At 60.5% G+C, this 12,927-nt stretch carries 17 protein-coding genes and 2 pseudogenes; 7 read left to right on the top strand and 12 right to left on the bottom strand.

Annotation, left to right across the window (positions count from 1 at the left end):
* Nucleotides 1-93: 93 nt before the first annotated feature.
* From VK682_RS24820 to VK682_RS24870, 11 genes are read right to left on the bottom strand one after another with little or no spacing between them, the layout of a single operon-like run.
* Nucleotides 94-261, bottom strand: coding sequence for a hypothetical protein (locus VK682_RS24820; RefSeq protein ID WP_007803456.1), 168 nt, complete (start codon nt 259-261; stop codon nt 94-96).
* Nucleotides 261-1,832 (bottom strand): apolipoprotein N-acyltransferase, encoded by a 1,572-nt coding sequence (gene lnt, locus VK682_RS24825; protein ID WP_090525019.1) that lies wholly within the window; start codon nt 1,830-1,832, stop codon nt 261-263. Before lnt ends, VK682_RS24820 begins: the two co-directional genes overlap by 1 nt.
* Nucleotides 1,829-2,302 carry a signal peptidase II gene (gene lspA, locus VK682_RS24830; protein WP_048535494.1) on the bottom strand — a complete coding sequence of 158 codons (474 nt, stop codon included), beginning with the start codon at nt 2,300-2,302 and terminating at the stop codon, nt 1,829-1,831. Before lspA ends, lnt begins: the two co-directional genes overlap by 4 nt.
* Nucleotides 2,303-2,306: 4 nt before the next feature.
* Nucleotides 2,307-3,089, bottom strand: a complete 783-nt coding sequence (locus VK682_RS24835) for a ZIP family metal transporter (protein ID WP_048535492.1) — start codon at nt 3,087-3,089, stop codon at nt 2,307-2,309.
* A 22-nt stretch (nt 3,090-3,111) separates the two neighbouring features.
* Complete coding sequence (locus VK682_RS24840) at nt 3,112-3,570, bottom strand: DUF411 domain-containing protein (RefSeq protein ID WP_050532589.1); 459 nt, start codon at nt 3,568-3,570, stop codon at nt 3,112-3,114.
* 3 nt (nt 3,571-3,573) lie between these two features.
* A complete protein-coding gene (locus VK682_RS24845) occupies nt 3,574-4,947 on the bottom strand; it encodes a M23 family metallopeptidase (RefSeq protein ID WP_152453299.1) in 1,374 nt (457 codons plus the stop codon).
* Nucleotides 4,944-5,570 (bottom strand): SCO family protein, encoded by a 627-nt coding sequence (locus tag VK682_RS24850; protein WP_067920035.1) that lies wholly within the window; start codon nt 5,568-5,570, stop codon nt 4,944-4,946. The genes VK682_RS24845 and VK682_RS24850 overlap by 4 nt, the downstream gene beginning before the upstream one ends.
* Nucleotides 5,570-6,040 carry a copper chaperone PCu(A)C gene (locus tag VK682_RS24855; RefSeq protein ID WP_008327335.1) on the bottom strand — a complete coding sequence of 157 codons (471 nt, stop codon included), beginning with the start codon at nt 6,038-6,040 and terminating at the stop codon, nt 5,570-5,572. The genes VK682_RS24850 and VK682_RS24855 overlap by 1 nt, the downstream gene beginning before the upstream one ends.
* 22 nt (nt 6,041-6,062) lie before the next feature.
* Nucleotides 6,063-6,722: a DsbA family protein gene (locus VK682_RS24860; protein ID WP_090525012.1), complete on the bottom strand. Its 660-nt coding sequence runs from the start codon at nt 6,720-6,722 to the stop codon at nt 6,063-6,065.
* Entirely contained in the window at nt 6,719-7,141 is a 423-nt protein-coding gene (locus VK682_RS24865; RefSeq protein ID WP_046002647.1) for a disulfide bond formation protein B, read from the bottom strand. Before VK682_RS24865 ends, VK682_RS24860 begins: the two co-directional genes overlap by 4 nt.
* 5 nt (nt 7,142-7,146) lie before the next feature.
* The gene (locus VK682_RS24870; protein ID WP_090525099.1) at nt 7,147-7,713 is read right to left on the bottom strand and encodes an SCO family protein; all 567 of its coding nucleotides are present in this window, start codon (nt 7,711-7,713) and stop codon (nt 7,147-7,149) included.
* A gap of 213 nt (nt 7,714-7,926) precedes the next feature.
* On the opposite strand from VK682_RS24870, the gene VK682_RS24875 reads away from it, so the two are divergent.
* The 7 genes and pseudogenes from VK682_RS24875 (at nt 7,927) to VK682_RS24905 (ending at nt 12,298) form a co-directional block, all read left to right on the top strand.
* The gene (locus tag VK682_RS24875; RefSeq protein WP_090525097.1) at nt 7,927-8,355 is read left to right on the top strand and encodes a MerR family transcriptional regulator; all 429 of its coding nucleotides are present in this window, start codon (nt 7,927-7,929) and stop codon (nt 8,353-8,355) included.
* A gap of 82 nt (nt 8,356-8,437) precedes the next feature.
* On the top strand, nt 8,438-9,058 hold the full coding sequence (locus VK682_RS24880; RefSeq protein WP_067920036.1) for a cation efflux transmembrane domain-containing protein: 621 nt from the start codon (nt 8,438-8,440) through the stop codon (nt 9,056-9,058).
* A gap of 69 nt (nt 9,059-9,127) precedes the next feature.
* On the top strand, nt 9,128-9,898 hold the full coding sequence (locus VK682_RS24885; RefSeq protein ID WP_067920038.1) for a transglutaminase-like domain-containing protein: 771 nt from the start codon (nt 9,128-9,130) through the stop codon (nt 9,896-9,898).
* Nucleotides 9,888-10,427: pseudogene (locus tag VK682_RS24890) on the top strand (cation diffusion facilitator family transporter); the annotation flags it as partial. The gene VK682_RS24885 and the pseudogene VK682_RS24890, both read left to right, overlap by 11 nt.
* Nucleotides 10,428-10,438: 11 nt before the next feature.
* A pseudogene (locus VK682_RS24895) lies at nt 10,439-10,966 on the top strand (cation diffusion facilitator family transporter); the annotation flags it as partial.
* On the top strand, nt 10,938-11,300 hold the full coding sequence (locus tag VK682_RS24900; RefSeq protein WP_050532584.1) for a SpoIIAA family protein: 363 nt from the start codon (nt 10,938-10,940) through the stop codon (nt 11,298-11,300). The pseudogene VK682_RS24895 and the gene VK682_RS24900, both read left to right, overlap by 29 nt.
* A 302-nt stretch (nt 11,301-11,602) precedes the next feature.
* On the top strand, nt 11,603-12,298 hold the full coding sequence (locus VK682_RS24905; protein WP_236628310.1) for a hypothetical protein: 696 nt from the start codon (nt 11,603-11,605) through the stop codon (nt 12,296-12,298).
* A 145-nt stretch (nt 12,299-12,443) separates the two neighbouring features.
* On the opposite strand, the gene VK682_RS24910 is transcribed toward VK682_RS24905, so the two are convergent.
* A partial coding sequence (locus VK682_RS24910) for an LLM class flavin-dependent oxidoreductase (protein ID WP_324782775.1) occupies nt 12,444-12,927 on the bottom strand: 484 nt, incomplete at its 5' end.

The raw sequence follows: 12,927 nt of genomic DNA on the forward strand, positions 1-12,927 counted from the left end.
CTCGCCTAGATGCACATTCGCGCGATTCTCTATCGGGACCTCGAGCTATCGGGTCTTCAAGCCGCTGACACGTTTGCGCAATTTCGAAGCTCGCTAGCCGAGAACCCGCGACAGCACGATGGTTGCAAACAGGGCGACAAGTCCGAAGGCGATCGCAGACGCTACCGCATATTGGAGGATATCCAGGTGATTCCCCCTCCTCCGTCGTGCCAGATAGCCACCCCAGATCGCGCCTCCGATAGCGCTCACGATCACAAGCATCAGGATACCTCCGTTCCAAAATGCCGCGCATCGGGATCTCGTCCGAGCAAACTGGCCAGCCAGCCGAAGACCCAGCACCCAAAAACAAGAACCAACAAGGTCCAGTCGCCGAACCGCGCATAGGGCGTTGGAGTACGCGCGCCCGGCAGGCCGGCATCAATGGTGCCTGTTTCCCCGGTATCAAGACGCGCGACGACATTTCCATTGGCGTCGATGATCGCGGATATCCCAGTGTTGGCCGCCCGGACCACGGGAAGCCCCTCCTCGACCGCGCGCATCCGCGCGGAGGCGAGGTGCTGCTCGGGTCCGATGCTGGTTCCGAACCAGGCATCATTTGTGGCGTTGAATATCCAGTCGGGACGGAAAAGGTCATCGACCACGTGGCCCGGAAAGATGATCTCGTAACAGATCGCCACCGCGACCAGAGGCGCGCCAGGGATCGCCAGCGTGCGCGGCCCTGGTCCCGGCGTGAAATCGCCCAACCCTTCCGTCAGTCGTTCGATGGGCAGCCAGCCTCTCAGCGGCACATATTCGCCAAACGGAACGAGATGATGTTTTGCATATCCCGTCAGAATCTCACTGGTGCCATCGTATGCCTGAACCGTGTTGAAATATCTGGTTCCCCCATCGCCCTCCACTCGGTCAGGCGCACCTGTCAGTAGGATCCTGCCGTCTGGCAAAGCTGCAGATATCCGCGCGCGTGCCGCAGCATCTTCATCCAGAAAGCCGGGGAAGGCCGTTTCCGGCCAAAGCAGCACATCGAAACGTCCGGGTTGCGCGGACAAGCCCAGGTATTTTTCTAAGGCTCGCTGGCGGCTGCCCGGTACCCACTTCTCGACTTGTGGCACATTGCCTTGGACGATGCGCAAAGCAACGTCTGTCGGCGGCACGTCCTGCCCTGACCGAAGCGCACCGCCAACCCAGAGACCCGTCACAGCAACGGCGAAGAGCACGTGAACAGGCGCGCGTCTCTTTGGCGCCGCCACAGTCAACACACCTGGCAATATGCCGATGAAGACCGTGAGAAAGCCCAAACCGTAGCTGCCGACCCAGGCGGCGGGTTGGCGCAGGGCGGCATAGTCGACAAGGGCATAAGCGGCAAGGTTCCAGGGAAACCCCGTCAGGATATGACCCCGCAGCCACTCCGTGACCACCCAGCAGGTTGCAAACAGAAGGCCCGCCGCAATGCCGCCGAAAGCTCGGCGCTGCATGATGGCGGCAAAAAGCATCGCCGCCATGCCCGGGAAGATGGCGATTCCGGCGGACAGACCCGCGACCGCCGGGATCGCCAGTGCGCCGAAACGTTCGGCATCGACATAGAAGCTCTCGGCGATCCAGGAAATTCCAATCCCGAATTGGCCCAGTCCGAAAGCCCAACCGACAAGGAAAGCGCGCGAGGTTGAGATGTTCCGGAGAACGATAAAGAGCACTGAGAAGGCGACAGGGACCGCCATGAGCCAAGAAAACGGCGGAAGGGTCAAAACCGTCAATCCGCCGGCAACAAGGGCAAGACCCATGCACTGGAACAGGTTCGGGTCCTCACTAACGATCTGCGGCAAACCCGGCTTCATGAATCGGTCTGAAGTCGAGCGCCAACCCACGGCGCAATGAGCAGCAGCATCACGCCGCCAACCACAAAAACATCGGCCATGTTGAAGGCAGGCCAGTGCGCCGTCCCGATGTAGAAATCGAGGAAATCCGTCACCGCACGATAGCGCAGGCGGTCCAGAATATTGCCGAGAGCACCGCCGATGATCGCACCATAGGCAATGGCCTCGACCCGGCTGCTGGAACGGATCAGCATAGCCGCCAACCAGACGCAGATGCCAAGTGCCAATACGACAAGGCTCCACCACGGCGCACCGCCGAGAAGCCCGAAGGTCACCCCGTCATTGCGCAGGTAGATGAGATTGAAGCCGGGAAAGACCGATACGCCGGAACTAAGAACAGTCGCATTGGAAACAACGATTGCCTTCGTTGCCTGATCGACAAGAAAGGCGATCAGAGCAGCAAGCAGACCGACGAAGAGGCAAGATCTCATCCGCTTATCCCAGCCAGACGTCGAGGAACAACATGATCACAAGACCAACCGCGAGGCCGAGCGTCGCCCTGTTCTGATGTCCGGACCGGTGGGTTTCCGGAATGATCTCGTGGCTGATGACATAGAGCATCGCCCCTGCTGCGAAGGCGAGACCCCAAGGCAGCAGCGGTTGCGAGATGCCGATGATACCCGCGCCGATGAGCCCGCCGACGGGCTCGACGAGACCGGTCAGGGCGGCGATGCCCCAGGCGCGAAACCTGGAATAGCCCTCGCCGAGCAACGAAACCGCCACCGCCAGACCTTCGGGGGCATTCTGTAATCCAATACCGATCGCAAGTGGCAACCCGCCCGACAAACCGTCAGCCCCGAACCCGACGCCGACGGCAAGCCCTTCGGGAAAATTGTGGATAGTGATCGCGATGATGAAAAGCCAGACGCGCCGCAGCGATGCGGCGTCGGGACCTTCCCGCCCCGTCTTGAAATGTTCATGCGGCAGCCGTTCGTTCATCAGAGCGACCGCGCCCATGCCAAGCAGGATCGCAACACATACGATGGCCGCCGGGAGAGCACCGTTGTCGAACTGTCCTTCAGCTGCGTCGAGAGCCGGGATGATCAGCGAGAAGAACGAAGCCGCGAGCATGACACCCGCCGCGAAGCCAAGCAGCAGATCGCGCGTGGCCCGGGACGGGATGCGCCCAAAAAGAACGGGGACCGCCCCGACCGCGGTCAGCGATCCGGCGGCCAGGCTTCCAAGAAAGCCAAGCGCTATGGGGGAGAGGGGTTCCAATTGTTAAGGTTCTGCCGCGAGTTCAGTCAGGAGCCGAGTAGCTGGTGTAGACCTCGGTCGATCCGTCTTCGTGGATCAGGAAGACATCGTAAGCCTCCCGGTCGTCCTCCGGTCCCATGCCGGGCGACCCGTAGGGCATTCCCGGCACCGCCAGGCCTACCGCGTCTGGCCGGTCCTCCAGCAGGCGTTGGATGTCAGCCGCCGGCACGTGGCCCTCGATCACATAGCCGTCGACCAGAGCAGTATGGCAGGACACCATGCGCTGCGGCACGCCATTGTCGAGTTTGAAGCGCACAAGAGATCCTCCGAACATGTCCTCGCCCATCGGCGCGAAGCCATTCTCCTCGAGGTGCTTCATCCAGGACAGGCAACAGCCGCAGCCGTTTGTCTTCCGGACGTCGATCTGAATCGTCTCTGCGACGGCCTGCGCCGCGGGAAGCAAGGCAAATGCGATGGCAAGGGCGGGAGTAAATCGTTTCATGGATCAAAGCCTTTCGGTTGTCGTCTGTGCAAATTCGCTGGCGAGCCTCTCAGCAAGAAGTGAACGCGCCTCACGCAGTCGCTCAAGCGCGGCCGTGTCGTCCGCTTCACGCTCGGCCGCCTCTGCCAATCGGTCGTCAGAGAGAGGGTCGGTTGGGCGACCGTCCACCAGCACTTCGTAATGTAGGTTGGGGCCTGTCGCGGTACCCGTCGCACCGACCCGCCCGATCATATCTCCGGCCATCACGCGTTGCCCTTGTGTGAGCCCGTCCGGTACGGCGCTCAGATGCGCATAGCGCGTCAGGGTGTCGGAGCCATGAGCGATCTCGACGACCCGGCCATACCCACCGCGTCGGCCGATGAAGCGAACGCGGCCCGGCGCCGTCGCCTGTACCGGCGTGCCGCGCGCCGCCGCGAAGTCGACCCCTGTGTGCATCCGTACATTGCCGTAGACCGGATGGGTGCGGCGCCCGAACACAGAACTCAGCCGTGCACCTTCGACCGGTTGCGCAAACACGCGCAGGACTTCTCCGTCGACATAGATCGTCGCTTGGCCGCTGCCGTCGTTCGGCCAGACGATTTCATAGACCGAGCCATCGATATCCAGTGCGGCAAAGGCAAGCTCGGGCTGACCAATCCTCTTATTCCCGTCTCGGGCCTCGCGCCAAAGGAGGCGCATCGTCTCGCCACCCGCAAGATCACGACGGAAATCCACGGTGCCGCCCAGCATCTGCGCCAGGTCCACCGCAAAACGGGCGGGGATGTCTGCCGTGTCTAGGGCGGCGAAAATCGAGCTCTCGATCACCGCCTCGCCAGCGAAAGTCACCAATTCGGGATCCGGCTCCAACACGCGGGCGGCAAGCTGTTCGCCGAAGACCGCCTCTATCCGGACACCGTCATCGACGGCTAGTTCTACACGACGCGGGTTGTCGTCCGTTGTGGAAACCACGGTAATGATGTGACCCGGACGCAGACGGCGCAGATCGTATTCCGCGCCAATCGCCAAGGCGATTTCGGCGCGATCCGAAGCATCCAGCCCCGCATCGGAAAGGACCGCATCAAGCGTCTCGCCCGACGCAATCTCGCGCGACCAGGTGACCAGCTGGGGCTCGATAGATGGCAAGGAGGTATCAGCGGGGGAAACGGTCAGGAGGGGCCGGGGTCTGAACTCGAATGCGATATCTGCCTGGGCGAGTGTAGGGCGGACCGAATTGGTTTCGGTAATCCGAGGCGGCGCAAGCGGATCGGGAGTCCAGAGGGTCGCTTCAGCAATCGCAGGGGGCACCGGTTCTTTGGACAGAACGCCAGAGATGGCGATGGCGGTCACCGAAAATGCGCCTGCGACCGCAACGGCCGCCAAGACAGTTCTTATCTTCATGTTGCCCCCTCTACGTCTTCTGTCAGTGCGCGCCGGATCTTCGGCACCGCGAATTCTCTTGGCTCGTGATAGTCGATCATGGTGACGAGCTCACCCTCGGCATCGAACAGGAATACGCCTGCCGTATGGTTCATCGTATAGCCGCCGCCCTCAGTCGGGACGCGCTCAAATGAGGCACGAAACCCTTCTGCAGCGCGGGCAATCTGGTCTTCCGGCCCCGTCCAACCACGAATGACCGGATGAAAATAGCCGACATATTCGGCCATGGCCTCGACCGTGTCCCGCTCCGGGTCGACCGTGATGAAGACCACGTTCATCTCTGATGCTTCGTCGCCCAGTTCCTCAAGCCAGCCGGAAATATCCGATAGGGTCGTCGGGCAGACGTCCGGGCAGTAGGTGAACCCGAAAAACACCATTGTCGGACGACCGATCAGGTTGCCAGGCCCTACCTCATTTTCCTCGTGGTCGGTCAGCCGGAACTCCATCGCCGATAGGGGCAGGGGCCGCTGCCCTTTTGGTTCAGGCGCACCGGGCCCGTCCACCCGCCACCAGCCCACGAAGAGCGTCAGGCCAAGAACGCCGGCACCGGCTGCGCCGTATAGAAGGAGCTGCCGACGTTGCATCAGCCCTCCGGTCCACGCGCGGCGATTCCGAGGATTGGGACCTCGACCGTCACCTTGCCGCCATCCGAGAAGGTCAGTGTCAGCGGGAAATTCTCGCCTTCGGTCATCGGCTCTTGCAGCTTCATGAGCATGGCGTGCAACCCGCCCGGCTCCAATGCCACGCTTTGGCCGGGCTCAATCGTGATCTCGCCTGCAGGTGCCATGGAACTGACGCCATCGGAGTTGGTTTTCGACTCATGGATCTCGGGCATCATTGCCAGCGGTGTCGCAAGTCCGGTCAGCGTAACGGCGTCTTCACCCGTGTTGCGCACGGTCATATAGGCGGCACCTGGCCTGTTGACGCCGATCGAGGCGCGGGACCACGCATTCTCGACCACGACATCCTCCGAACCGGCCAGTGCGGGGGCCGACAGCCCTGCAACCGTCAAAAGCACGGCCAATGCATTGGTATATCTCAACTTCTTCACCACTCGTTTCTCCTGCCTCCGCAAATCAGCTTTGGCTTGCCGCAACTTCCACTGCCACCAGCCTCCGCAATTCGGCCTCACCGAACGGATCGAGAGGCTTGCCGTTCACGAAGAACGTGGGCGTTTGGCGGACCCCGACTGTCTCGACATCGGCGCGGTCCTGGTTGAGCACCGCCACAACACCGGGGGCCAGCAACTGTGTCCGGGCAGCTTCGACATCCAGACCTCCGCTTGCTGCAATCTCAAGGATCAATCCGGGTGCCGGGGTCCCGTGAGACGCCCATCTGGGCTGCTCTCGCAAGACTGCCTCGAGCACAGGTTCAAACACGTCCTGCATGCGCGCCGCCTCGAGCACACGGATCGCTTCTACCGACGCCTCGCCGTGAAAAGGCGTATAGCGGATTACAACGCGCACCGCGTCTCCGTGCTCCGCCATGATATCCTCGACGACCGGATAGAAAGCGCGGCATGCCTCGCAGGCCGGGTCGAAGAATTCAACGATGGTTACGGGCGCATCCTCGGGCCCGAGGATCGGGGAATAGGGTCGGATCAGCGCGTTGGCCATTTCAGGGTCGATGGGATCGGACGCGGCAATCGGGTCGGGGCGGGTGGCATACCAGGCGGCCCCGCCGAAACCGGCGACCCCGAGCGCGAGAACGGACAGGATGAGGCCGCGTCGTTTCATTCTTGTGCTTCCTTCAGTGAGAGAGCCGACAGCAGCCCGATCACCACGAAGGCGACGAGCGCCATCAGAGGAATCGGAATGCCGAAGACCAGTTGATTGTCGTCAGTACAGGATGGGCCTGTCGCCGTGCAGGGCTGGATGCGTTCGGGGATCAGCTCGACATAGAGGCCGAGGTGCCAGAGCGCTATGGCGGCGCCCCCGATTGCCAGCGCGATCCCGTAGCGACCCACGCGCCGATCCTGCCACCACAGCCCGAGCCCGAGGACGATGGCCAAGGGAAACATGAAGGCACGCTGAAACCAGCAAAGCACGCAAGGTGTCTGCCCCAGAACCTCGCCGATGAAGAGCACTGCAAGCGACGCGGTGAGCGCGATGATCCAGGCCAGCCCGAGGGCCGTCTCTCCGGAAAGTCGGGTCATGACGATCAGATCCTCTCTCTCAGATCGGCGAGGATCTCTTCGGCGGGCGTGCCGTAGGGCCAGGAGGCCGCGAAGCCTGCTTGCGTGTCGAAAAGGAAAAGATGCGACGTGTGACCCATCGTGTATCCGCCCGGCGCAGTCGCCTGCTCGATCCGTTCATAGAATATCGGAAAAGTTTCGGATGTCGCGGCGATCTGCTCCGGTGTACCGGTAAGCCCGATGATCCCTGCGTCGAACATGGGCACGTACTCCGCTAAAGCCGTCGGCGTATCTCGCTCGGGATCGATCGTTATGAAAATCGGCTGAACCACTGCCGCCTCATCGCCCAGGCCCTCCATCACGGCCGCGACTTCGGACAGTGTTGTCGGACAGACGTCAGGGCAATTGGTGAAGCCAAAGAAGACCAGCATCCAGCGCCCTGCGAAATCTTCGTCCGTTTGGACAATGCCGCGATGATCGGTCAGTTCGAAATCAGCAAGAAACGGTGGTTCATTCTCGGCTCGGGCAAGGTCGGCACGGTAGTCGGACCATAGCAACAGCCAGATGAAAACGAACGCCGCCGCGCCCGCCAACACCCACAATACCTTCTGAAGACCTGAAAGCCTCACGCCGCTCCGCCCGAACTTGATTCTATATTTTGTGTGCGTTTACATCCTCTAGCTACTGTAGGTTCAAGCGTGATTGTCACCGATCGGCCAACAATCACCTATCTGTGAAACTCAGGTGAAGCTTGTGATGCGCACCGCATAAAGCTACACCCACTGTAGGTAATGTGGGGAGCGGAAATGCTGACGATTGGGACTCTGGCGAAGAAGACCGGAACAAAAGTGCAGACCATCCGGTATTACGAGCAGATCGGACTTATGCCTGAGCCCGGCAGGACCGAGGGGGGCCAACGACGCTATGGCGACGCCGAACTCGACCGCTTGTCATTCGTCCGGCACGCTCGGCAACTGGGCTTCTCGTTGGACGCGATCCGTGAGCTCCTCGATCTCAGCGATCATCCGGGAAAGTCCTGTGCAGAGGCGGATGCAATCGCCCGTCGGCAACTCAAACAGGTCGAGCAACGATTGGCGCGGCTCGAGGCGCTGCGGACGGAATTGAAGCGGATGATGCATGAGTGCAGCGGCGGACAGACTTCTGATTGCCGTGTGCTCGAGGTACTGCGCGACCATTCCGAATGCCTGACCGACCATGAAGAGATCGGCGCCTGAGCAATCTCGACGACCTTTGATCGGAACGCAAAAAGCCCGGTGTTAGTTACTCATTGGCAATTCACTAATTTGGATACCCGGCATGGCGGAGCAGAGAAACGCAACGGAAAGACGCACACTCTGGATCGTGCTGGGTCTTAACATCGGGCTGGCAATCGCTTTCTTCGCCTCGGGCGCATTCGGCGATTCAAGCGCGCTTATCGCCAATGGCCTCGACAATCTGTCGGACAGTTTCGTCTACGCGATCAGCCTCTTCGCGCTGTCCCGCTCCGCCAAGTGGAAGCGCGGAGCGGCGAACGTTTCGGGCGGCCTGCTGATCCTCTTCGCCCTTGGAATCCTGTATGACGCCTGGCGCCGCTACGTCGGCGGATCGGATCCTCTTGGCACGATCATGATTGTCATGGCGCTGGTAGCGGCGGCCATCAACGCACTTTGCGTCTGGCTGTTGGCACGGCTTCGCGATCCGGACGTGAACATCCGAGCGGCGAATACGTTCAGCTGGAACGACTTCGCGGCCAATCTCGGAATCGTCGTCGCAGGCGGGCTCGTAGCCTGGCTCGGAACGAATTGGCCGGACCTTGTCGTGGGCGTGATTGTCGCCGGCATCGCGGCCTGGGGTGGCGTCGGAATCCTGAGAGACGCGCATGGTGAACACCACAAGGCGGTGCACAATGACGATCAGGTAACCAAGGACTCGGCCTGAAATCGGGGCTTGAAGCTACAGTGACTGTAGCAACTACATATTCTCGTGAACGATTCGAGGAGATATCCCGTGAACCCCGCCGACCCTCATTTGGCCAAAACCCGGCTGCTGGATTTTGACGCGACCTCAATTGCAAAACTGATCGAGGAGCGCGGCTGGGCAGACCTTCCCAGCGACGACCGAATTGGGGCCATCTACGATTTCGTCAGGAACAAGATTACCTTCGGCTACAACCGCGCCGACGACATTCCGGCGTCCGAGGTCCTCGCAGATGGCCACGGGCAGTGCAACACCAAGGGCACGCTCCTCATGGCCCTGCTGCGTGGCGTGGGAGTTCGCTGCCGACTGCACGGGTTCACAATCCACAAGGCGCTTCAGAGAGGCGTCGTTCCGGAACTCGTCTATCCCCTCGCGCCGTCCGAAATCCTCCACTCCTGGGTAGAGGTGGACTTGGGCGACGGATGGGTCAATCTTGAAGGCTTCATCCTGGACGCGCCTTTCCTGCAGACGCTGCAGCAGAAATTCCGCGAGACGGATAGTCTGTGCGGCTACGGGGTTGGAACGGAGTGTCTGAGCGCCCCGCCTGTCACTTGGTCCGGCAATGATACCTACATCCAGAAAACCGGTATTGTTCGCGATCTTGGAACCTTCAACGCACCCGACGATTTTTACTCAAAGCACCGCCAGAACTTCGGATTTGTGCGCGACTTGCTCTATCGCCACGTCATCCGTCACTGGATGAATGCCAGGGTTCGCCGCATCCGCCGCGGAATCTTGCCGCCGGTCCCCGGATTCGATCGGCCGAACCACCGCCATGAGGAGACGAACCGTGCCGCATGATCACGGCCACGCCCACATCGATCCTCAATCCGGTGATCGTCGCGTCTCCATCGCCATCTGGGCCAACGGCCTCCTGACGGTCGCGCAGATCGTCGGCGGGATCCTTTCCGGCAGCCTCGCGCTGATCGCGGATGCCCTCCACAATTTCTCGGACATGGCGTCGCTGGTGATCGCCTTCTTCGCGCGTAAGATCGCTCGCCGCCCGGCGGACAAGCGCATGACCTTCGGCTATGGGCGGGTAGAAATCGTCGCAGCGCTCATCAACTACACGACACTTATCCTGATCGGCTTCTACCTGATCTACGAGGGTGGCATGCGCATGATCGACCCACCAGAGGTACAGGGCTGGACGGTGGTGATCCTGGGCGGTGTGGCACTGGTCGTCGACACGTTGACGGCGCTGCTCACCTATTCGATGCAGAAAGGCAGCGTGAACATCCGTGCGCTCTTCCTGCACAACCTATCGGACGCTTTGGCCTCCGTGGCGGTCATCATCGGCGGCTCGCTCATCCTCCTCTACAACATGCGGTGGGTCGACCCGNCGTGAACATCCGTGCGCTCTTCCTGCACAACCTATCGGACGCTTTGGCCTCCGTGGCGGTCATCATCGGCGGCTCGCTCATCCTCCTCTACAACATGCGGTGGGTCGACCCGGCGATCACCATCGGCATCGCTCTCTACATCCTCTACCTCGCATTTACCGAGATCGGCGGTCCGATTCGGACGCTGATGCTCGGCAGTCCACCGGACATCGATAATGAAACCGTCGTTCAGGCGATGCGGGGTGTGGATGGTGTCGCGGACGTTCATCACGTGCATCTGTGGCAGATGCAGGAGCACGAGGCGGCTCTGGACTGCCACGTCGTGCTGACAGCGGACGGCTGGGGTCAAATCGAAAAGATCAAGGCCGCGATCAAGGACCGGCTGAAGGACGATTTCAGCATCGGTCATTCGAGTCTGGAATTTGAGCACGAAGACCGCGCACACGAAAACGCTGACCTTTACGGTCACGGCAAACCGGAAAAAGAGGAGGAAAACCATGTTCACCGAGACACTGACAGCTCATGACGACACGATTGGCCTCGCCTGCGAGGGCAAGCTCAGCGAAAGCGACCTGAAACGGATGCACGCCCTGCTTCATGAGCGCCTGCAAGAGACAAGTAAGCCCGGCCTGGTTCTCGATCTCACGAGGTTCGAAGGCTACGATGGGCCGTCCGCTCTGCTCGAAGATCTGAAAATCGACACAGCCCATAGGAATGACTTCCGCCGCGTCGCTGTGGTGGGCGAAGGGGCTTTGTTGGAGTGGGGAACCAGGTTCGCCGACGTGCTGACCACGGCAGAACTCCGTCAGTTCGACCCGGCGGAAATGAAGGCGGCAATCGCCTGGGCAAGTGAAAGGTAGAGTAGCTTTCAATCAGATGCCTTCGCAGAAGACAGCATCTGTTCGAAACCATAAACAAAAGAGCTACAGCAGTTGCGAGACCCAAGAGCAATCCGAAAGTTCTGAACATGGTCGCTCCTTTCGCAAAGGAGTAACTTTGGTACGGTGGCACTGCCCTTGCCGGGGCATTATCAAATCGTAATGTTTTAGCGGCTCAGGGCGCCAGTTGGTTAACATAAACTTCATTATGCGTATTTATACTTAGTGTTGCGATAGTATATTATCGTATATATGCTGGACTCCTCTCACGGAGGTTCCGCAGCATGCACTATCTGATCAAGAAGCTCCTCCCCTCGGTTGCAGTCGCTTTCACCGTGACTGGTCTTTCGCTACCAATGTCCGCCCGAGCGCAGACATACCCGATCGACTGCGCGATCCTCTTGTGTCTGTCTGGCGGCTGGCCCGCTTCCGTCCCTTGCGCCCGAGCTCGCGCCGAATTCATCAGGCGTATCACGCCTTGGCCAGTGGAACCGCCGCTGCAAATCTGGCGCTGTCCCATGGGCGCCTCCTATGAGGGCGATCGGCCACCAAACAACGCTGGCCGTATCTTTGAAGCCTTGTACTGGCCCGACAGCCGTCGACCGCTCCAATCCTTGCCAAGAGACAAATTCGTTCCCGCCGACCAGGCCCTCCGGCTCGTTCAAGATCGGGCGGACATCGATATCAGCGGACCTGAGTTCAATTTCGTACGATCCATCCGTGTCTTTGATGTTCGTTACGCGCGGCAATACGAAGCAGGAAGCGAAGGAGACTGCGAACGCTACGCCACTGTAGTCCTCGGCACTTATGGAACCCAAGGCGATTTCTCATGGCAGCGATCTTCTATAACTGCCCTGCCTGAGGCCCATGTGGGACTTGAACGTTGGGGCCAGAATTGCCCGGGTATCTATCACCGATCTGTCTTCGTCGATTGGCGTGACTATGATGGCAACTACGACTTCGAACAGGTGAACTACTAGCGCTGGCAAAGACAGCTTTGCCATCATGCTGCGAGAATTTGAGCGTGCTGAGTTGCTCAAATACCGGCTCTTCGCTGCTTTCGGTGCGCATGTCCGGAGAGCGGACAATGCTGCCATTCCGACTTGGATCGGGTGTGCCGCCTGATCATGCCACGGGTTTGCCCAACTCCCTCTGGATCTGAGGCAGAACCTGGCTGCCCAGCAGCTCGATGCCCTTGAGGAAGCTGTCGTGCGGCAGGCCGCCCACATCCATTTGGAAGATTTGCCGCGAGTGACCCAGACGCTCGTGCAGGTGCAAGATGCGGTCGGTGATTTCGTCGGCGCTGCCTGCGAACACCATCCCACCGGGCTCGGAGTCATTCTCCCGCCCGGCGGGTGTCTTCATCGGGCGCCCGATTTCAGCCGAGCCCGTCTGGAACATGCGCGCCTCGTGCTCGAGATAGGTGGCCTTCGCCTCGCGCCCGTTCTCGCCCACGAAGCCATGCACGGCCACCGCGATGTCGGCCTCTTCCGCCGGATGACCAGCTTCGGCCCAAGCCTTGCGGTAGGCGTGACCATACTGTGCCCAGTGATCGGGACTACCACCGTGGACTTGCCCGGAAAAAGTGGAGAGCACCAACTGAGGAACC

It is taken from the genome of Salipiger marinus (genome assembly GCF_035481585.1).
Taxonomy (GTDB): Bacteria; Pseudomonadota; Alphaproteobacteria; order Rhodobacterales; family Rhodobacteraceae; genus Salipiger; species Salipiger marinus.